Below are 21,169 nucleotides of genomic sequence, written 5' to 3' on the forward strand. Positions count from 1 at the left end.
CGTGTTCATGCCTTTGCCCCACGCCTTCAATTGCACTCAATGCTTTTGGACCGACGCTAAGCAGTGACGCGCTGACCTGGTGAACGGCGGGCCGGAGCCCTTCTCGCACGACGAGTTAAAAACCAACAGTACCCTGAATATCCCAACGCTTAAGCCTCAGTGCCCTCTATGCCGAGGCTTCGCGCAGCCCCTCAACACTTAAAGGATTATCACCATGCTCGACAGCCAGAAAGCGTTCGCCACCTACTTGAAGAAAATGCAGGCGCTGCTCAACGGCCAAGCGTTTTCATTCGATCAGTCACTGCTCCCCAAAGTAATGGAGACCGAGCTTGTAGTTCCCGTAATCGGGGCCTTCAGCGCCGGTAAGAGCTCACTTTTGAACGCGCTGATGGGCAAGGACATATTGCCGGTTGGGATTGCGCCGGAAACTGAACTGGCGACCGAACTGCGTTATTCCTCCGAGCCCTATCTGCTAGCGATCAAGCCCGATGGTGTGCAGGAACGCTTGCCTGTCGAAGCGTTGAGCTCAATCAATCGTCGCTCCAGCGAGTTTTCACATTTGCGCCTGTACCTCGACAGCGAGGCGTTGAAAGCCATTGCGCCTCTGGTACTGGTCGACATGCCCGGGTTTGGCTCATCGCTGGAAAACCACAACAAGGCGATTGCTTACTACCTGCCGCGCGGTGTGCATTTTGTGGTGCTGACCAGCATCGAGGACGGCAACATTACGCAATCGATGCTGCGCAAACTCGACGAGCTGAAAACCTATAACACGGACTTCACGTTCTTACTAAGTAAATGTAATCTGCGCGCCGCCGACCAAGTGGAAGACGTGCAGGCTTACATTGACGACCAGCTCGGGGTGTATTTCGGCGAGCATTGCCGCAGCATTACGCTCGGCAACCGGGGCGGCGAAGAACTAACGCGTGCGTTGACCGCCTTGCAGCCCGACGCGCTGTTCTCGCGTCTGTTCATCGACATCCTCAAGGATCAGAACTTTGAATTGCTGGCGCAGATCAACCTAGCGCTGAGCATGCTGAAAAAGGACAAGACCGAGAGCGAGCAAACCGCGCGCGCACTCGAACAGGCCTTGGTCAAGCTGCTGGAGCAACGCAAGGATGTGGAGTCGGACCTGAAGGATCGCTACTCGGGGAAAATGCTCGACCGTAGCCTGCGCGGCCTGGACAACGCGCTGAATGATTCCCTGGACGAACTGGTCACGCTGGGCAGCAGCAAGAACTCGAGCGCCCTGTCGAATGCCCTCTCCGACATCATCCGCAGCAGCCTGGCCAGCACGATCAAATCTGAAGTGCAGGACATCTCCACCAGCATGGTCGACCGGATTGCCAGTAACCTGAGTGCCACCAGCAGCCAGATGTCTGTGCTGGACATCAGTGGTAACTGGAGCGAAGAGCTTTCCAACAAGGTCAAGTTCTCGCTGGAACGCACCACGGAAATGCTCAGCGACTGGTCTACACGCCTGAGCAACCGGGCCGAGGACGACAAAAACAGCGGCGTCATGCTCTATCGCAGCCTTTCAACCGTGCTCGCCGTCACCACCACCGTGGTCAATCCACTGGTAGAGCTGGTGATCATTTTCCTGCCCGAAATCCTCAAGATGTTTAAAGGCGGCGGTAACGAGCGCGAGACGTTTCGCCAGAAACTGACCGGCGAAGTATTCCCCAACATCAAGGCGGAACTGCGCGGAAAGATTCCGGCAATTATCGACGAACAGCTCAACGCCATGCTGAAGAAGATCAGCGACGGCTTCGAAGAGCAGATCAACAAGCAAAAACACGTAATCGACTCAATCGCACAAGAAAGCCTGCAGCTTGAAGCTCAGATCAGCGAAAAGACCGCTGTTCTGGAAAACCTTGCCAACGCAGTAAAAGCCGCTGCAAACGAACACCTCTACAAGTAAGGCGGACGACCTAATGGATTACCAATCACTCGTCGCTTTTAGCGAAAACTTGCACACACTGGCCGCAAGTAACCAGGACCTGTTTGAGCGCGAAATCGAGCAATTCAAGCGGCTAAACGGCATCGACCAACCGCAGCAGCTCGCGCAAGCATGCCAGACTCTGCAAGACCAGAACCGGCTGATGAACATCGGTATTGTCGGTCGCGTGAAAGCTGGAAAGTCGTCACTGCTCAATGCGTTGATCTTTGATGGCGAGCCGATCCTACCCAAAGCCGCAACGCCCATGACTGCTGCGTTGACCACCATCACCTGGGGCGAAGTGTTCCAGGCCAAGGTCGAGTTCTACAGCGAAACGGATATCGCCGCGATCCGCTTCAAGTCGGACCAGTTCGAGCAACGGCTGGCCGCGCGCAAGCGCGAATGCCTGGAAGAGCTGGTGAAGCGCCGTAACGCCCAGGCCAATGACGCGCCCCTCGATATGGCGCAGCTGACGCTCATGGCCGATAAAAAAGCCATGAGTGAACTGCAACGCGAAGAAGGCTTGTTCGCGGCATACGACCAGTACCAGCGTATGAAGAGGTCTGGTCTCGATGCGGCCACTCTGCACTTGCACAGCGAGATTCAGGCAGGTAACCCGAAAGAGCTGGCGGCTCGTTTGCACAACTATGTAGGTGCCGACGGCACGTACATGCCGTTCACCAAGACGGTTCATGTCGCCATGCCGCTCGAGGCGCTGCGCGATATCTGCATAATCGATACCCCCGGCATGAACGATCCGGTCCAGTCGCGCGAAGAGCGCACGGTCGAACTGCTGAAAACCTGCGACGTGGTGTTCATCGTCAGCCCGGCCGGCCAGTTCCTCAATGAGCAAGACCTTGAGGTGATGGGGCGTATTACCCAAAAGGAAGGCATTCAGGAACTGGTACTGGTTGCCAGCCAGATCGACACACAGCTGTACGGCAGCGAAAAGCGCGCGCGCTTGAGCGATGCAGTGGAAGCCATCCGCACCCAACTGTCGGCGCGGGCGCAGAGCACCCTGACAGACCTCAAGCTGAGCAGCCCGGAGGTGGGCTCGGTGTTCGACAACCTGATCGGCTCGGTGCACCGTAACCTGCTGCATAGCTCAGGCTTGTGCCACAGCCTCAACCGCCGCTTCAACTCGCAAGAAACCTGGGACTCGAACGAGCAGGTGACGTGGGACAACCTGTCCACCGATTACCCGGATTACTTCACCCGCGATAATCAGGAACTGTCGTTGAGCAGCCTGGACAGCCTGGCGAATATTGACGCGATCAACGCCATGCTTGCACAGGTGCGTGAGAAGAAAGCTGAGATCACACGCGAAAAAATCGCCAACCTAATGGTTCGCAAACAAAAGAACCTTGAGGCATTCAAGGCGCTGCTCATCAACCTGGCGCGTAACCAAGTCATCCAGATCAAGAACGCCAATGTGGATCAGCTGGACGAGCAGCTGGCTTCGTTGGAGTCGAAGCGACTGGATCTCTCGCTGGAACTGGATGTCAGCTTCAAATACACCATGGCTGACTACCGCCAGAAGTTGCGTGACGACATGCGCAAGATAGCTGCGCAATTGCTCCGTGAGACACAGTCCACTGTTAAAGACGCGGAAGGCTCTTTCAGTGAAACCATTACAGTCGACAACGACGGGGTTGGAAGTTGGATTGCCCGCAAACTATGGGGTGGCGGTACTACAGAAAAAACGGTCGTCCGCGCCAAGATCATCAGTAGCCAAGTCATCTCCACCATCAACGAGTTCATGAACGACATCCAAGATGAGCTGGGTGCCAAGGTGGAGAGCTCTCACCGTGGATTGAACGAAGAACTGGCCCGGAACCTCACCCCGAAGATCCGTGAGGTACTTGAACAAGATGCCAATGGGCAAATGATCAAGCTCGCGATTAACTCAATCATTGATTCTATTCCAGATGATGACTTTGACCTGAGCATTCCTTTGCCCGAGAGCCTGAAAAGCAACGGCACGCTCAAGGGCTACGAAGCTGAACGCTTCAAGGACGCAGCCGATGACTTCATCGGTTCGTTGGGCAGCAAGGTCAAAAGCAAGATCAGTTCGTTTATCAACGATGTTGAGCGCAAAGCGCCTTCCACCATCTCCGATTCGTTCGTCGACGAGATTCAACGCAGGATCAATGTGCTCAAGGATCAGGTCGACAACGCGGCTCAAACCATTGATCGGCTTGAACGTCTGGCGCGCAAGGCCGAAGAGGTCACCCTGTGAGCAACCCGCCAAGTATCAATGAACAGGCACGATCGACGCTGGAGTCGCTCTCCCGGTTCTGGCAGTTCAAGCGTAAGAAGTTGGCAACTGAACTTAAGGGGCATCTGGACGATGCCCAGTGGCAACTCGACACGTTGTTTAGCACTAATCAGCAATTGACCACTCAGTGCGCTGGCCAGAACGACGAAATCGGCTTTCTGAAGTCGCGCAACGACTCGCTTACCGAGGCTTTGCAGGTTGAAACAGCCAACATGGCGTCGACCGCCGAAGCCCTTGCGCAGGAGAAGAGCAAGCTCCAGAAGGCCATGCTCGCGCTGACCCAGGCCAAGGTTTACACGAAGGACCTGGAAGAGCGACAGGCTCAGGCCTTGGCCCAGATCGCAGGGCTCGAAGAGCACCTTGCCGATCACAAGCAGCAGCTTGTCGACAAGGAACAGTGCATCACAGAGCTTCAGCGCACGCTGACCAATACTAGACAGCAGCTCGAAGAACTGAATAACGTCAAACAGATGTTGACCGACCAGTGCGCCGAGCAGGCAGAGCAGATCCGCACGCTGGAATCGCGTAATGAGGTGCTCACCACCCAGTTGCAGGCAGAACGGGTCAATGCGGCAGAGCAGGAAGAGCGTAAGGTTCAGGCGCTTGCCGAGATCGCCTCCCTTGAAGAGCACCTGGCAGATCGCAAGCAAGAACTGATCGAAAAAGAACAGCGTATCGCTGAACTTCTACACACGCTGTCCGACGCGCGCCAGCAGATCGAAGCATTGAACGACGCCCAACACCGGTTGACCGAACAGTGCGCCGGGCAGGCTGCGCAAATCGGCTCGCTGGAGTCGAACAATGAAGCGCTCACTGCCCAGCTGGAGGCAGAACGGGCCAATGCTGCGGAGCTGGAAGAACGCAAGGCTCAGGCACTGGCACAAATAGCCGAACTGGAGACGTATCTGGAGGAACATAAAAACCAGTTACTGTCCACGGAGCAGAACGTCGACTTGCTGGAAAGCCTGACCGAGCAACTCAAGGCCTCTCAGCAGCACCTGGAGAACAACTACGCAGACATCAACAAGCAACACCTGTCGCTCACTGAAAAATTTTCCCTGGTGAGCAAAGTCCTGGCCCAGCAACCACCCACCAATGAACAGCTGGATAGATTCGCCGACCTGATCAACCACGACTACATGGAGTTCGCCAGTCGCGAATCGTCGTTGGCCGGCGAAGCCCAGGCAATGCTCGATATGCAGGCGATTCTCGCCGAGATGCAGATGCTGAACAACTTCCCGAGCATTGCCGGCAAAACCATCCTGAGCATTGCTGGCGGCTTCAGTAGCGGCAAGTCGGCGTTCGTCAACAGCTTCATCCATAACCCAAGCGTGCAACTAGCGACTGGCATTAACCCGGTGACCGTGGTACCCAGCTACGTTGTATGTTCCGAAGAAACCCGGATCAAGGGCTATTCGTATAACGGAGGGGCCATCGACCTGGAGCCCAGCCTGTACGCATCCATGTGCCACGAATATGTCCAGGCCTTCGGCTTCGACCTACGGCGCATCCTGCCCTTCATCAGCGTCAAGGTTCCCATGGATCCGGACTTGTTCGGCAACCTGTGCATCATCGATACGCCCGGCTACAACCCTGGTACTACGGGTGGGGCTGCGGCTTCCGACCGCAGCACTGCAGCTTCCCTGGTCAATCAGGCATCGGCACTGGTCTGGGTCATCGGACTCGACCCGGCCGGAACCATCGACCAGTCCGATATCGAGTTCATCGAATCCACGCCGTTTCGCGGAGAGTCGCTGTACATCGTGCTGAACAAGGCAGATGTGAAGTCTCAAGACGACATTCGCCAGATCATGGATCAGGTAGCCGACGACCTGAGCTTTGCTGGTATCGAATACGCGGGCATGTGCGCCTATTCATCCACACGCAAGAAAGACTACCCCTCCAGCGGCCGGACGTTTGACCAGTTCCTGCGCTCTATCAACCGTAAAGTGGATGTGGTCGGGAAAGTTACCAGCAAGCTCGACGCAGTGTTCGATGCCTACAAGCAGGCCCTCAAAACCGATATAGCGCAGCTGGAGAGCCGCAAAGGCGAGTTCAACGGGTTCAAGCTCGATGCGCTGGAAATAGGGGGAACGGTGTTGTTCGACAGAATAGATCGAGCATTTCCCATATCTGAGCAAATGTTCGATTCTTCCGGGCTGGAAAAACTGGTGGATGAATGCGAGGGCCTTCGTCGAAAGCTCAAGCTGGCCGCTCGAAAAGCCTTGGAGGCTTGCGAACTCGTTCGCACGAGAACCTCTGCCGAGCCTGATGACTTTCTGCGCACTCGAATACGCCGCTAAATGCCTGAACGCGCACTTTTGGGAACCCGGGTCTGCCCTATAGCAGTCCCTTACAGGCCAGGATGCACATCCCCGGCCTGTACGTTAGTCGATCAGGCAGGTGCTACGGTCATCCGCCACCCGCTCAAAATCGCCGCCGCGCCAACAGCTCCGCCACCGCCCCCGCAAACCACCCCGCAGGGCGCATCTTCAGCGCCTTGCTCCCACACTTCGGGCACTGATCGATCCACTCACCGGGCGCCAACGCATCACTCTGCGGAGCCACTGTTTTCGTCCAACCACAACCTTCACATTCAAAAGTGAAGGGTCTGGGTTTGATCGGCATTTTAAGCTCCTTTTTCGCTGCGCAAGTTCACTGCCTTCACCGCGCTCAACTCCCCGGATACGCCAGTTCAATCTGCTCATCAAACTCGCCGTCAAGCCCACAGTACGCATGCGCAACGTGTTCAAGATCTTCAGCTACCTGCGTAATCACCTGACGCAGTTCCAGGCGCTCGAGCCAGCGAGCAGGAACGGTGGCGGTGCCATACTGCGCGCCCAACAAGTGCCCGACGACAAGCCCTGTACTGCTGCTGTCACCACTGTGATTGACCGCCGTGACCAGCCCTTCTTCAAGTGATCGTGCGGTCAGCGCGCACCACAGGCCGATGGCCAGCGCCTGTTCTGCGACCCAGCCACCGCCAAAATCGTCGATGCGTTGCGGGGTGGGCAAGTAACCCTCGTAAAAGTACAACAGCACGCGCTCGATGAGGTTGCGAGTTTCTTCCATGCCAGGCACTTGCCCATACCTGGCCAGACTTTGAGTCACTGCGTGTTCCAGGCTGTCGCGTCGATCGACAACACGCTGAAGAATGTCGGCAAACAGCCCAGCCGCCAGATAGCCTGTCGGATGCCCGTGCGTCAGCCGTCCGGACTGGGCCGCGTGGTGGAATGCATTGGCAAAGAATGCACAGGGTGCAGCACGGACCAAGGCACCGTTGCCTTTGCTGTGGTTTTCGGCAACCGCCCCAAGCCACCCACTGGCCTTGAGTGCACTCAGGCAAGTTGAGTCGGGGGCACGCCTCGACCAGAGCTCCACATCCTTGATCAGCCAGCCATCTGTGGCGACCGGTATCAGCGAGGGGTAATCCTGGGTCGTCAGCCAACGTAGCAATGCGTGATGAATAATGCTGGGGACATGGCAAGGCTGCCGTGAACTCCCAAGCACATATGCCCGCAGCAAGCCTTCTGCGGTGAACAGCATCATCTGCGTGCTGTCGCCGATGGAGCCGGTGATGCCATACGCCGGGGCAAAATCAATCATGCCCTGCGGACCGAACCTGGCCTCGATGAGCGGCCACTCGAGAAACTCCACGGGGGCGCCAAGCGCATCACCGACAGCGCCACCCAGCAGGCAACCTTTGATCAGCTCAAGTCTGTTCATGTCCATTCCCTTATCCCTCAGCCGGGATCAATTCCTGCAAAATCACCAGCTTTCTTTGCAACTGCTCGATGTGTGCTTTTTCAGCGCGCAGTGCCGAACGCAACTCGCGGTTCTCTGCCTCCCAAATCCGTGCCCAGCGCGCACTCTTTTGGCAATCCATAGCCATCTGCCAGAGGTCACGCAACCTCAACCACTGATGCAGTAACACCAGCAGTATTGCCACCATCATCACCAACGCCCCTGTCGAAACCAATTCCGACATACTCATGCCCACTTCCTTCCGTGACTTCAATTCATTTCGAATGCCAGACACAAGATATGTAGTGTTAAGTGACAGGTCTAGAATGTAGACTTATACAGGTAAAGTATTCGCGCACATGGAGAGGGTATGAAACGCAAGCAATCCATCGAACAGGTCCGCTGGGATCTGGCACTTCGCTATCGTTTGATTGAGACCGTTGCCTGGTGGGAGGGCCGGTTGACCACGGGACACTTGATGCAGAGCTTCGGCATCAGCCGTCAGCAGGCGTCCAAGGACATCAACACCTACATCACAGAACATGCGCCTAAAAATCTTACATATGACAAAAAAATAAAAGGCTACGTGCCCAGCAAGACGTTCACGCCGCTGTTCATCGACGACAGCGCCAGCGCCTATTTGCACCTGCTTTACCAGAACAACGAACGCGCCCCGCACATCGATGGGCTCGCCCTGGCCTACGCCCACACCAAGGTGCTCGAAGTCCCGGATCGTCCGATTCGGCCGGAAGTCCTGCGCCCATTGCTCAAGGCTTGTCGCGATGGCCTGCGCCTCGAAACCGAGTACGTGTCGCTCAATACCCCGAACGTGGAGATTCGCCTCATAACCCCTCACACGCTGGTCTATACCGGTATGCGCTGGCATGTGCGGGCTTACTGTGAAAAAAACGGCCAGTACCGCGACTTTGTACTCAGCCGTCTACGGGGCCAGCCGGATTTGCTCGACGAATCGCCGAACACTCGTAAGCTGGATGAAGACTGGAATACCGAGATCCCCGTCATCTTTGCAGCCGATGGGCGATTGAACGCAGCGCAGAAGTCAATCATCGAAACCGACTTCGGCATGGTTGATGGCCAGCTAGTGGTGCCCAGTCGCAGGGCGCTGGTGAAGTATGTATTGCAACGCTATCAGATCGACCCCAGAAACCTGACCACTAATCCTGAAGCGCAACAAATCGTGGTGACCAATCTCAAGGAACTGAAGCCTTGGCTTATGAATGATTGACGCTCAAGTGGTGGATGGCGTGGACTTCCACGCCGGGAATCCGGACCCCTTCTCACTATTGACTGAGGTTCGCACTTGCAGTCTGACACTCAAGATCCCGAGGTGAGGAGAGTCCATCCCGTTGCTTCTGATTCATCACCAGCAAGAACTGCGCATCAGTATGCCAGCCTCTTTCGACACGGCATCATCGCCATTCCACCCCTGACCCGAGCGCGACACATTACGACGCACCCTGACCTCATGATCATGTCTCGCCAGTATCAGGAGTAGTCGCCGTGCCCATCCCGCGTTCGCTGAATCGCAGTAATGTACGTAGTTCCGGCCCCCATAACGCGGACACCTGCGCCCTGACCCTGAAGTGGTCGTTCATGATGATGCTCGATCTTGGCGGGCATCGGAATCTTATCCAGCGGCATGGCTTTAACGATGACGAACTGGCCATCGAACTGGGCCTGCAAGTGCTGATCGATGAAGAGGATTTCCATCCACGCCAGGCGCTCTTGCGCTTGAAGGGCGAACGCAAGCTGTTTGATGAGACGTTCACCACCTACGATTACCCCGACATGCTGGAAGAAAATCTCGAGGCGCTGGGAGAGTTGCTCGAACTTGATGCGGCGGAACTGCGCATTCTCGGTTTTTGTGTCCTGATGCATACCGATCCGACGCTCACCAATGCTGCCGACGAGCTGGGAATGCTCGGTTTCAACCGCATGCTCGCTGTGCTCAGCACCCTGTTGGATATTCCACAGCTGCAACTGACACGGTATCTGAGCAACGACGGTCAACTGGTCCGGGCGGGTCTGCTTGAAGTCAATACCCTGTCCTGCTCGGTCACCACCCTGAGCAGCCGCTTGAGCGTGGGTAATTCTGATTTGCCGGGATTGATGCGTTTCAATCAGGACGAGCCCATCGAGTTGTTCAAGTATGCGTTCAGGCTTAGCCCGCCGGGTGAGCTCGGGCTCGATAAATACGAACACCTGCGTCAGCACGTAGATATCGCCCAAGCCTACCTGGCCAAGGCATTGGTCGAAGGCCGAAGCGGGGTGAACATTCTGCTTTATGGCCCGCCAGGTACGGGTAAGACACAGTTGAGCCGCCTGCTCGCCAAAACACTGAATACCGATCTGTATGAGATCGCCTGCACCGACAGTGACGGCGATCCGGTCAGTGCCAGCCAGCGCTTGTGCGCATTGCGCTCGGCCATGAGCGTCTTGCATTCGCACAAATCGCTGCTGGTCCTGGATGAAATCGAAGACATTTTTGATAGCCCCACGCCCATGGGTATGGGTGACCGCAGCAAGGCACAGAAAGGCTGGATCAATCGGATGCTCGAAGAAAACGCCCTGCCCTGCTTTTGGCTGAGCAACAGTGTCGAGTCGCTGGATGCGGCGCACATTCGCCGCTTTGATCTGGTCATCAACCTGCCAAACCCGCCTCGGGCACAGCGCGAGCAAATCATTAGGGACTGCAGCGCCGACAAGCTGGGCAATGAGCTTGTGGAGAAACTTATCGATCATGAACATGCGACACCGGCAGTGATCACCCGCGCGGTTCGCATCGCCCGCAGCCTGAATCCCCGCGCCGGCAAAAAGCTTGATGCAACGGTCGAGTGCCTGGTCGACAGCACACTCAAAGCCCAAGGTTTTGACAAGTTGGAGGGCGCACAGGGCCAGCGATTGCCGAGCTTTTACTCGCCTGAACTGATCAACACCGATGTACCACTCGATGGTCTGGTCGAAGGTTTACGCAAGCACGCTGAAGCACGCTTATGTTTCTACGGGCCTCCTGGCACTGGCAAAACCGCCTTCGGCTGTTGGTTGGCACAGGAACTGGACAGGCCACTGATGGTGCAACGGGTATCTGATCTTGTTTCCCCGTATGTGGGCCAGACCGAACAGAATCTTGCCGAAGCTTTTGCACAAGCCACTCAGGACGGCGCGGTACTGCTCCTCGATGAAGTCGACAGCTTTTTGCAGGATCGACGCAAGGCAAAGCAAAGCTGGGAAGTGACAGCAGTAAACGAAATGCTCACCCAGATGGAAAGCTATCGTGGCCTGTTCATTGCCTCAACGAACCTGATCCGTGATCTGGACGAAGCATCGCTGCGCCGCTTCGACATGAAAATCTACTTTGGTTACCTGGACCAACCCCAGGTACAGCAGCTGTTCAGCACCCACTTGCAGGCACTTAAGCTCAAGGACCCCACCAAGACGGCAAGCCTGCGGCTGAGAAGCGAACAGCAATTGGCCCCAGGCGACTTTGCCTCGGTGGCCAGGCAAGCGCGCTTCAAACCCTTCGCCAATGCGAACGAGTTGGCCAGCGCGCTCATCGCTGAAACCCGTCTCAAAACTGCCGGGAAGCAGAGACCTATAGGGTTCGTACATTGACAGCGGACGTTCGGACGGGTGTTGACTGGCTTAGTGCCATCTATCACCCTTGTCGCCATGCCGAGCTTAAGCACTACACAAGGAAGCCTGTCTTGCCCTCTGCCAAAGCCCAATCCACCGTCAGCCGTCAGTGGGAATTGCTTCGCCAGTTGCCGTCCAGATCACCCGGAATCACCACCGCCGAACTCACCACGCGCCTACACTTATCGGGTTATAAAATCAGCCGGCGTACGATTGAACGCGACCTGATCGATCTGTCGCTGATGTTCCCCCTGCAATGCAATGACGCAAGCGCGCCTTACGGTTGGTACTGGAAACCCGGTGTCAGCGTCGAATTGCAGGGAGTTACCCTGACCGAGGCGTTGAGCCTGGCTCTAGTCGAAGACGCAATCCGCCCACTGCTGCCTAACAGCATGCTCAGAGTGCTGGAGCCTCGTTTCAACCACGCGCGACAAAAACTCAAGTCATTGGGCGAGGAAAATCAAGCCGCACGCTGGCTGGATAAAGTAGCCAGCGTGCGCCCCGACTTGAATCTGCAAGCGCCGGAGATTCCAGAGGAAATTCTGGAGACGTTGCAACAGGCCTTGCTGGAGGAGAAACAGTTGCAATGTCAGTACTACTCCGCACACTCCGACAAAGTCAGCCAACTGACACTCAATCCGCTGGCCCTGGTGCAACGTGGATTGATCACTTACCTGATCGGCACCGCCGACTCTTACACCGATGTGCGCCAGTACGCAGTCCATCGATTCCGCGAATTGTCCCTCTTGGAGTCCCCAACGCAGGGACTGAAGGATTTCAATCTACAGACCTACTTGAATAGCGATGCGCTGCAGTTCGGCAATACAGAAAGAATCGCCTTCCAGGCTTGGCTAAGTGAAAAGCAAGCTCGCCTGCTGCGAGAAACGCCGCTGAGCGCAGATATGGCGCTAACCGACCTTGGCAATGGCGATGGCTATCGCGTCACAGCAACGATCAGCAATAGCTGGCAACTGCAGTGGTGGATCTTGTCGCTGGGCGATGCGCTAGTGGTTGAAATGCCGCTGAACCTACGCGAGCAAATTGCGCAAAAGCTGAGGAATGCTGCGGCTGGGTATGAGTGAGAGTGGAACCATGCAGGCTGAAAATAGACGGTAATCGGAATCTCATCATCACGGTTTTATCAGCATCGCCCAATAAATAAGGACTTTAAATGACAGACGCCCTTGAATTCACTCCGAATCTCCGTCGGCCGAAAAAAATTGCACTGCTATTTGTCGTTGATATGTGGGGTATTGAGGGCCCATATGCTGACGGTAATTGGCATAAGTTGATCCATCAGGCAGCCCGTAGCTGGATAACGGAAAACCCCGATCAAGAGCCTGCCACATTATGGTCGGTCGTGCGGCCGTGCGACTTTTTCGAAAATGGAACCTCGTGTTATATGACCTGTAGCACCAAGCTACCGGACATTTTTTTTGACCAACTCAATTCATACATGGCTCAGTACTGTGGCCCCCATGTCACAGTGGCTGAGGTCGATTTCGATCTACCATTTAACAGCATCGAAGGGTGGCGCGCCTACCTTCACTTTGAGCAAGGTCAAATCTGGGAACAGTCAGACGCAATCAGTTGGCGTGCATTGGACTAGGGAGCTCACACAAAGCATGTACCGGGATGTCCGCTTCGGGCGGTTCAACACTGCGCAACACCTGGCAGTTGCACTGGTGGATTTTGTCCCTAGGCGACTCAATGGTGGTGGAGCAGCCGCCCGAGCTGCGGGTTCAGATTGGCAAAACACTGCATCGTGCGGCGGCAGCCTACCGGCCACTGGATTCAGTGGCGGATGCAACAGATACCCTGGTTTCGCTACAAAAACCTGGCAGGCTCGACACAAACCGTCACGCCAGGTTCGTAGCGTAGCGCCACGTCGCTGATCAGCAGTCTATTTTTCCCCATTGCGACGACGCGCCAATCACGGTGCGTTGAACCATCAGCGTTCACAAGGAGCGTCAACGTGTCAGAAATGCTTATCACGTTCGGTATGCAACTCGATGGTCAGCGGGCAACCCGAGCCAGTAATCGATTAGGGGTGTTGACCGTCGGGCCACAGGGACTGCTGGATATTCTGGAGACCCAGCTTGGCCTAGTGGCACGTCAGCCTTGTGCGGCACAACGTACAGCCACGTACCGCGATTGCCTGGCGCACTGCAATAACCCACTGCGCTTCTATCATGCCAGTTTTTCCGCCGATGAATTGGGGGTGGCTGCTGCATTGCTGGCCTGGCGGGATGATTTGTACTTGCACGGTTGGGATGGGCGCGTCGGTGCCGACGCCAGCCAACGTCTGAAAGACCTTGCCGAGATCGAGACACAAGCTCGCGCGCAGGTCGCCCCTTCAATGGGACAGCGCTTAGTGAATGTTGCCAAGGCGTTGGACTCTCGTCGCCCCCCGATCAAGACCGTGCTGTTGGCTGACGCTTTCGAGCTTTATCCACTGGCCTGGCAATTGGTACTGAATCACCTGCCTAACGAGCGCCTGGAGAAACCGGAGGGTACGGCGCAAGGTTTTCTGGGGCAGTTGCAAATGCAATTGCGCCAGAGCATTGCCGGTGTAGAGATCACGCCCATTCAATGGCAAGAAGACGGCACAGTACAAGTTGTTCAAGCGCAAACTCGAGTATTGGCCGCCAGCTGGCTGAGCCGCTCACTGGGCCAGGACACCCCCACATTGCTAGTAACGGGTGGCGAGGGTGGTTGCCTTGATGGTCATCTGGTCGGTGCCAGCCAGGCTCGCCATGGCCTCAATGGCACCAGCAATCTGCGCCCTGCCCTGCAGGTATTACCATTGGCCATGGAGCTGCTTTGGGCACCTACCAACTACCCGGCACTCCTGCAGTTTCTGACCCACTCGATAAGCCCGATTCGTCTGTTTGCGCGTCGGCATCTGGCAGCCAAAATAGCAAGCTCACCCGGCCTCGTCGGGAGCAAGTGGGAAGACGCACTGGCAGATATCGCAGCGCATTACGCTGCAGAGGCGCCCAACGTACTTGCCTCGATTGACGAGTGGCTCAATATGCCCACCTTTATGGCTGACGAAGGTGTGCCGCCCAGTGAGGTGCTGGTACGCGTCGAACAGTTGCTGAACTTCTTTAAAGTACGCCTGGGGCACCAGGAGCCCGCGCACAGGCTCGCGGCTCAGGCCGGTTATGCCCAGTGTGAAGCAGCACAAGACTCCCTCAAGACCTTGCATCATCAAGGTGTGGATCGGTTAAAACCGCGGCAGTTGCAGCAGGTGATCGAACAAGCCACCGCCAGCGGCGTGGATAATCCATTGCTGGCCGCACAAGTCGGCGCCCACTTGAGCGTCTCGCGTCCAGGCGCGGCCATTGAGCAAGCCGACACAGTGATCTGGTGGCACCTGAGCATGCCTGTGTTACCGCCCCTGTCGCCGTGGTCCAAGGCCGAGCGCATGCAATTGGCCGATGCTGGGGTGGCGCTACCGGACGGCGCCACTCTGCTGACTCAAGCAGCCCGTGACTGGCTGCGACCAATCCTGGCAGCCACCTGCCGGCTGATACTGGTACTCGCGCCACCACAGGAGGAAAGCCACCCGCTCTGGCAAATGATCGAAGCCGTTGTGCAGCAACCGGAGGTGCATATTCTCGAGGAGCTTCTGCATACCCCCGGCCCACTTTGCCAAGCCCAAGCATCGGCGCCACTGCCACTGCGCAACCGCTGGTGGCGCCTGCCATCCGACACCCCGTTCGAGCAGCCTGAGAAGGCTTCTTTCTCGAGCCTCAACCTGTTGCTGTTCAACCCTTATCAATGGTTGCTGCAATACGGAGCCAAGATTCAGGCGTCCAAAAGTCAGAGCCTGAGCGACGGCTTTTTGCTCAATGGTTCGCTGACCCATCGCCTAGCTGAACACTTTTTCACTCGGCCGGACGCGCTGAGTATGAGCACCACAGATTTCAACAGCTGGTTCTCGACCCATTTCCCCCGTGTGGTACGTGAAGAAGGGGCGGTGTTGCTGATGGAGGGACGCGGTGCCGACTTGGCAACACTGCGTCATCGTGCGCTACGTGCTTTGACTCGACTGCGAACGCACTTCCTCAATGCTGGCATCACGGTCGTAACGTCTGAGCAGGAACTGGCCGGTCGTTTCGAGGGTGGCGCATTGGGCGGCTCTGCTGACCTGGTATTAACCACTGCGCTAGGACATCGTGCCATCGTCGACATGAAGTGGTCGGGGGGCAAGAAATACCCGGAACAGCTCAAGGCAAACCGCCATCTGCAGTTGGCGATTTATGCCGAGTTGCTTCGTCAGGACAGCGGTTCATGGCCATCCGTAGCCTATTTCATCCTTGAATCCGCGCGTCTACTGACCCCGGATGACCAAACCTTCAGAGATTCGGAGCAGGTGCCTGCCAATCCGCCAAGCTCAACGCCACAACTGTGGCTCAGCTTTACCGAGGCCTGGAAGTGGCGGCAGGCGCAACAGGCAGAGGGACTGTTTGAGGTTGCCCTGCAAAGTATTGAAGAGGATGAGGACTCGATCCCTCCCGATCAGGCGATGCCGATGGAATACCTTAATGAAGCCTACAACGACTACCTGGCCTTGGCCGGATGGGAGCAATGACAATGCCGACCACCGCACACATCACATTTATCAGTGCTGGCGCCGGCAGCGGCAAAACCCACCGACTTACTGAAATACTGCACCAGGAGTTGCTCGATCAGCAGGTCCAGCCTTCGGGGGTGATTGCCACGACCTTTACCCGAAAAGCTGCTGCCGAGCTGCGCGAGCGGGTCCGTAGTCACCTTCTCAAGCAGGGTCAAATCAACCTGGCCACCGCCATGGGCCAGGCCCGCATCGGTACCGTCAACAGTATTTGCGGGCAATTGCTTGAGCGCTTTGCATTCGAAGCTGGCATGCCGCCCGAGCAACGTGTGCTGGAAGAAAACCAGGCAACCCTGCTGCTGAACAAGGCGGTTGACCGGGTCCTTGATGGTGAACGCCTGGATAATCTACTCGCCGTCGCCCGACGTCTGGGCCTTGAAGACACGTATCAACAGGGCGACTTTGCCAATACCAATTGGCGCGATGAGCTGCGCAAGCTTCTGAATCAGTTGCGCACCAATGACATTGATCTTGAACTGTCTCGTGGTTTTGCGGCCCGAAATGCCGACGACATGCTGAAACTTTTCCCCAAACCGACCAAAACCGACTTGAGTGGAGAGTTGCTGCACAGCATTCCCGAGGTGCTGGCTCTGTTACAGACAGCAAACAGCGACAAAAAGAACACTGAAGGCTACATAACGTTGCTCACCCGCTTTCAGTATGAACTGCAGCATGACAACGCCCGTTGGAGTGATTGGGCGAAACTGGCGAAGGAAGCCCCTGAGGCCAAGCTCAAACCATTGGTAACAACCCTCTCTGAAACCATTGGCCGCTACGCCGAACACCCGGATCTGCATCGCGATATCCGCGCCTACCTCGAACAGGTTTTCGGCCTGGCCATTGACGTATTAAAAGTGTACGAACACAGCAAACGGGAGTTTGGCGTACTGGACTTTGCTGACCAGGAACACGCCTTGCTCAAGTTGCTGGACAACCCAGCCGTGGCGCGGGTGCTCGAGGATGAGCTCGATTTGATCATGGTCGACGAGTTCCAGGACACCAGCCCGATGCAGCTGGCGATTTTCCTCAAGCTTTCACGCTTTGCCAAAAGGGTTTACTGGGTTGGGGATATCAAGCAGGCGATCTATGGTTTTCGGGGCAGCGACTGTGCACTGATGCAAGCCATCCTCAAGGCATTGCCCGATATGGGTGGCAAGAAACAGGTATTGCCTCACTCTTGGCGCTCACGTACCGAACTGGTCGAACTGGCGAACGCTGTATTCAACAAGGCCTTCGCCAATAGCCTGGAAACAAAGGACGTTGAGCTGATACCAACCCGTACGGATCAACTACCCGGCCCTGCCTTCGCCAATTGGGTACTGGACGGCAAAAATGCCGAATTGCAAGTCAACGCATTGGCCGAGGGGATTGCCCAACTGCTGGCTAGCCGTTATCAAGTATTCGATAAAACCCGCCAGGAAGCCCGAGCGGTGCGTTTGGGCGATATCACTGTGCTTTGCTACTCCCACAGTAACGTTGCGAAAGTAACAGCAGCCCTCGCTACTCTGGGCATTCCCTGTTCCACAGCACAACCAGGACTGCTGGCAACCGCAGAGGCAACTCTGGCACTGGCGTGTTTGCGCCGACTGAACGACCCGGCCGACACCCTGGCATCGGCACAGATTATCTCGTTAACCGAGACCGAAGGGCCGGAAAGCTGGGTTGCCGAGCGCCTGCGCTACCTCAATGCCGGACACCCCAAAGCCCAGTGGCGTGAACTGAGCCTCGGCGAGTTTTTGCAACACCCGCTTGTGGCGGCCGTTGCACAACTGCGCACAGATCTGCCAGTGCTGACACCGGTAGAGGCATTGCAACGGCTGATCGCCGAGTGCGATTTACCAACGCGTATCACCCGCTGGTCAACCTCGACAGCACTGGCGCAAAAACGCTTGGCCAACCTGGATGCATTGATCGATCTGGCGCAGCAATATGAGGATCTCTGCCGAAATGGATTAGGGGCGGCATCCATCTCTGGGCTGTTGTTGTGGCTAGACGAAATCGCCAACGCCAAAAACGATGCACTAGCCACTCCTGCGCTGGATGCCGTCCAAGTGATGACTCATCACGCCAGTAAAGGTCTGGAATGGCCGGTCGTGATTTTGATGGATCTGGCACGCGATATCAGCGACCGGTTATGGTCAGTCTCGGCTCAGTCCAATAGCGCATTCGATCCACATAAACCACTGCAAGACCGCTTTATCCGCTACTGGCCATGGCCGCTGGGCAAACAGAAAGCGGTTCCGTTGAGCGAAACGTTCGAACAGACCGCCATGGGCCTGGCGTGCCGGGCTGAAGCCGCTGAAGAAGCAAAACGCCTGCTCTACGTGAGCATGACCCGCGCCCGAGACCTGCTGGTCATTGCCCGTTCGAGTAGAAAGATCACAGGAGAGTGGCTCGACACTGTCCAGGCACCCTGGTTGATGACGCCTCCCGGGCTGTCGACCTTGAAACTGCCGAATGGAAAAGAACTGCGCGCCGATTGCCAAACGCTAACTGCCAGTGATTTACCTGTGCCCGTGTCGGTAATTGAACAGAATCTGCGCTGGTTTGCCCCGGTACAAGTGATCCAGTCTCGTTTGCCACTGGGCTTTCAACCGTCCAACGGTGGCGCTCGCGCCAGCACCGCAGGCCGCAATACATGCCGGATCGGCAATCGGATCGCATTCCAAGGCAGCCCGGAAATGAGTGCATTGGGAACGGCCATTCATGCCAGTTTGTGCCTTTCATTCACTGACCCCAACTGCCCCCTCACCTTAGACGAAGTGCAGGACCTGTTGCAGAGCCACGCAGTGCACGAGCACGTAAATGCCAGTCAGGTCATCGCACAGCAATTGGCCTTGCACGCCTGGATCGAATCCCACTGGCCAGCGGCCAAAGCCATGGCTGAATACCCGGTGCAACAGTTGCTGCGCTCGGGTCAGGTGCTCAATGGTCGGATCGATCTTCTGCTGGACACAAAAGATGGCTGGGTGCTCATTGACCACAAATCCAATCCGGCGCCCGAAGCCCAGTGGGAGCGATTGGCCGAGGAACATGCGGGTCAGCTTGATGCTTACGCCCAAGCGATTGAGGCGGCATCGGGGCGGCCTGTCATCGCCGCATGGCTCTTTCTGCCGGTGGCCGCGGGAGCGATTCAGGTTTTTTAGCCGCCGGCGTGATTCCACATTCGCGTAAACGACCAATCACGGCGGTCGGGTTGATCTCGGCCGCTGACATCACTAGGAAAAAAACCATGACGCTGTATGAATCAATCCTGCTGGAAGTGCACAACGGTGCGCTGAGCGAACCCTTTGAAGTGCAGGAACTGACTAGCGAACGTCGTCGGGTCATGTGCTCTGTAGAGCAGAAGCTGGTTGAAAAATATCGGATCGGATTCGAGTTCTTTATGGAATCGACGATCGGGACGACCATCGCCAACTACGCGCAGGACGAGCAAACGGGAGTCGGCGGCTACAATGTCGAACAGGGTGCTGAAGCAAAGTATCTGCGAGTCAAGCCTGGCGTATACAAAATAAAAGAACTGAATGGTGCGCTATAGCCGCTAGGCAAAGTTTCACGCTCAGGACTAACCAAATAATCGCTTAACTTTTGCCACGGCCACTTCCAAGGCCGTGGCTTGTTCCATCTTTACATCCCGACTGTTACAACGCGGGCAAACCTCAGGACAGTCTTCGAATCGCAAGACATCACTGAGCGGTATAACCGTTTGGCTCCAACCACAATCTTTGCAACGCATGGTGAAAGGACGCACTGGCCTGACCATAGAAACTCCTCAATCTGTGGGCACTTACTCCAGACTACAGCGGGGAGCGACAAGATAAGTCGTTAGCCGAAATCAGATCCGAGCCTAGCGATGCCGTTCATTGACAGGATGTCTTAGAAACCTCGAGCAATATGGCTTCGCGTCCATAGATGCCGACAGTCCTTGCACTCGAAATCCTGCGTCACCTCATGGTCCGTCACGGTCACCTGCCGTGACTTGCGCTGCCCTGTCAATCTGTCGATGACAAGACGCTCCACGGATCGGACTTGATAAACCGCCTCATGATAGCGGACCAGCTTTATCGCTCTATGGTGACAACTGGGGCACTCTTTGTTTTTCTGGTGTTCGATCCAAAGGATCTTAAGATGAGGAATGAGCCAGCTTGAGGCGCTGAGTACTCCAGCGATGATCAACTGGTCCGTCGACCTGACGGAAAACGTCATGATCTCGAACGCGCCAAGCACACACAGCCCACCAAAAAAACTGCCCCAGAGTACAGCCCAGAGCAGTCGATATTTGCACAATTGCCGATAGCGCGACTCGCGGTTGGCAATCTGTTCAGCGAACGTTGTGTCTTCTGTCCGTACGGCTACGCCACTGACGGCTGACAAATACTCGTCACCATCGAAAGCGTTGTTATAGAACTGCTGAGCCTGCAACTGTAGCTGGGCACAAAACTCGTCCGGAAAAACCGTGTGCTCATTTTTCTCGTCAGATTGAAGCTTGAGCTTTAGTACTTTGGCATCACACAGACAGCGAAGAACCTTTTGAGATGGCTCGATGAAAAACATACCGATTTCGAAGAAGCTACCCCCTCGAAATTCGCTGCTTTTGCCTGTCAGATACTTCAACTCGATCCGTCGACCATCGACCAACAAGGTCAATTGAGAGGGCAGCCAGCCGCCCGAGCGCGAGGTCTTGATCTCAACATCAAGAATCATGCGGTCTGAAGCAGGACGAATATTGCGTCGCCACGAGAAGGTGATTTCATTCTTGCCAGAACGATACCGGCAGTGACGCAGGTGCTGAATCGTGGTGAGACCATCGAACTCATCACGTTCGACGGACACAAAATCGGACTTGATGTCCATCAAGACACCCCTTGCTGACTGATACACAGTTGATGCTCTTAAACACCGCATCCGTATT

The 21,169-nt window shown here is 56.1% G+C and carries 13 protein-coding genes; 10 read left to right on the forward strand and 3 right to left on the reverse strand.

Annotated features, from left to right (window positions below; all coding sequences use genetic code 11):
• Positions 1–214 precede the first annotated feature (214 nt).
• The 3 genes from MF6394_RS07715 to MF6394_RS07725 are packed head-to-tail and all read left to right on the forward strand — an operon-like array spanning position 215 to position 6,520.
• Entirely contained in the window at positions 215–1,921 is a 1,707-nt protein-coding gene (locus MF6394_RS07715; protein ID WP_078466419.1) for a dynamin family protein, read from the forward strand.
• A 13-nt stretch (positions 1,922–1,934) separates the two neighbouring features.
• Positions 1,935–4,178 (forward strand): dynamin family protein, encoded by a 2,244-nt coding sequence (locus MF6394_RS07720; RefSeq protein ID WP_057711077.1) that lies wholly within the window; start codon positions 1,935–1,937, stop codon positions 4,176–4,178.
• Positions 4,175–6,520 carry a dynamin family protein gene (locus MF6394_RS07725; RefSeq protein ID WP_078466420.1) on the forward strand — a complete coding sequence of 782 codons (2,346 nt, stop codon included), beginning with the start codon at positions 4,175–4,177 and terminating at the stop codon, positions 6,518–6,520. Before MF6394_RS07720 ends, MF6394_RS07725 begins: the two co-directional genes overlap by 4 nt.
• A 370-nt stretch (positions 6,521–6,890) precedes the next feature.
• On the opposite strand, the gene MF6394_RS07735 is transcribed toward MF6394_RS07725, so the two are convergent.
• Positions 6,891–7,943, reverse strand: coding sequence for an ADP-ribosylglycohydrolase family protein (locus tag MF6394_RS07735; protein WP_078466484.1), 1,053 nt, complete (start codon positions 7,941–7,943; stop codon positions 6,891–6,893).
• 10 nt (positions 7,944–7,953) lie between these two features.
• Complete coding sequence (locus MF6394_RS07740; RefSeq protein ID WP_015093398.1) at positions 7,954–8,211, reverse strand: hypothetical protein; 258 nt, start codon at positions 8,209–8,211, stop codon at positions 7,954–7,956.
• A gap of 120 nt (positions 8,212–8,331) precedes the next feature.
• On the opposite strand from MF6394_RS07740, the gene MF6394_RS07745 reads away from it, so the two are divergent.
• The 7 genes from MF6394_RS07745 to MF6394_RS07780 all read left to right on the forward strand — a co-directional run bounded on the left by MF6394_RS07745 (position 8,332) and on the right by MF6394_RS07780 (position 19,795).
• Complete coding sequence (locus MF6394_RS07745; RefSeq protein ID WP_078466421.1) at positions 8,332–9,207, forward strand: WYL domain-containing protein; 876 nt, start codon at positions 8,332–8,334, stop codon at positions 9,205–9,207.
• A 275-nt stretch (positions 9,208–9,482) separates the two neighbouring features.
• Positions 9,483–11,594, forward strand: coding sequence for an AAA family ATPase (locus MF6394_RS07750; protein ID WP_078466422.1), 2,112 nt, complete (start codon positions 9,483–9,485; stop codon positions 11,592–11,594).
• A 92-nt stretch (positions 11,595–11,686) separates the two neighbouring features.
• Complete coding sequence (locus tag MF6394_RS07755; protein WP_078466423.1) at positions 11,687–12,697, forward strand: helix-turn-helix transcriptional regulator; 1,011 nt, start codon at positions 11,687–11,689, stop codon at positions 12,695–12,697.
• Between the two features lie 628 nt (positions 12,698–13,325).
• Positions 13,326–13,496 carry a hypothetical protein gene (locus tag MF6394_RS34520; RefSeq protein WP_338013595.1) on the forward strand — a complete coding sequence of 57 codons (171 nt, stop codon included), beginning with the start codon at positions 13,326–13,328 and terminating at the stop codon, positions 13,494–13,496.
• 103 nt (positions 13,497–13,599) lie between these two features.
• Complete coding sequence (locus MF6394_RS07770; RefSeq protein ID WP_078466426.1) at positions 13,600–16,215, forward strand: PD-(D/E)XK nuclease family protein; 2,616 nt, start codon at positions 13,600–13,602, stop codon at positions 16,213–16,215.
• A 2-nt stretch (positions 16,216–16,217) separates the two neighbouring features.
• A complete protein-coding gene (locus tag MF6394_RS07775) occupies positions 16,218–19,403 on the forward strand; it encodes a UvrD-helicase domain-containing protein (protein ID WP_078466427.1) in 3,186 nt (1,061 codons plus the stop codon).
• An 86-nt stretch (positions 19,404–19,489) separates the two neighbouring features.
• Entirely contained in the window at positions 19,490–19,795 is a 306-nt protein-coding gene (locus tag MF6394_RS07780; RefSeq protein ID WP_078466428.1) for a hypothetical protein, read from the forward strand.
• A gap of 338 nt (positions 19,796–20,133) precedes the next feature.
• On the opposite strand, the gene MF6394_RS07790 is transcribed toward MF6394_RS07780, so the two are convergent.
• Positions 20,134–21,111 (reverse strand): hypothetical protein, encoded by a 978-nt coding sequence (locus tag MF6394_RS07790; protein WP_078466430.1) that lies wholly within the window; start codon positions 21,109–21,111, stop codon positions 20,134–20,136.
• Positions 21,112–21,169: the final 58 nt, after the last annotated feature.

The organism is Pseudomonas sp. MF6394 (genome assembly GCF_002018845.1).
Taxonomy (GTDB): Bacteria; Pseudomonadota; Gammaproteobacteria; order Pseudomonadales; family Pseudomonadaceae; genus Aquipseudomonas; species Aquipseudomonas lactis.

Bases quoted from the DNA above. Each gene is read 5' to 3' on its own strand.
- MF6394_RS07715 (WP_078466419.1), top strand. From the start codon at position 215: ATGCTCGACAGCCAGAAAGCGTTCGCCACCTACTTGAAGAAAATGCAG.
- MF6394_RS07720 (WP_057711077.1), top strand. From the start codon at position 1,935: ATGGATTACCAATCACTCGTCGCTTTTAGCGAAAACTTGCACACACTG.
- MF6394_RS07780 (WP_078466428.1), top strand. From the start codon at position 19,490: ATGACGCTGTATGAATCAATCCTGCTGGAAGTGCACAACGGTGCGCTG.
- MF6394_RS07775 (WP_078466427.1), top strand. From the start codon at position 16,218: ATGCCGACCACCGCACACATCACATTTATCAGTGCTGGCGCCGGCAGC.
- MF6394_RS07735 (WP_078466484.1), bottom strand. From the start codon at position 7,943: ATGAACAGACTTGAGCTGATCAAAGGTTGCCTGCTGGGTGGCGCTGTC.
- MF6394_RS07745 (WP_078466421.1), top strand. From the start codon at position 8,332: ATGAAACGCAAGCAATCCATCGAACAGGTCCGCTGGGATCTGGCACTT.
- MF6394_RS34520 (WP_338013595.1), top strand. From the start codon at position 13,326: ATGGTGGTGGAGCAGCCGCCCGAGCTGCGGGTTCAGATTGGCAAAACA.
- MF6394_RS07740 (WP_015093398.1), bottom strand. From the start codon at position 8,211: ATGAGTATGTCGGAATTGGTTTCGACAGGGGCGTTGGTGATGATGGTG.
- MF6394_RS07790 (WP_078466430.1), bottom strand. From the start codon at position 21,111: ATGGACATCAAGTCCGATTTTGTGTCCGTCGAACGTGATGAGTTCGAT.
- MF6394_RS07770 (WP_078466426.1), top strand. From the start codon at position 13,600: ATGCTTATCACGTTCGGTATGCAACTCGATGGTCAGCGGGCAACCCGA.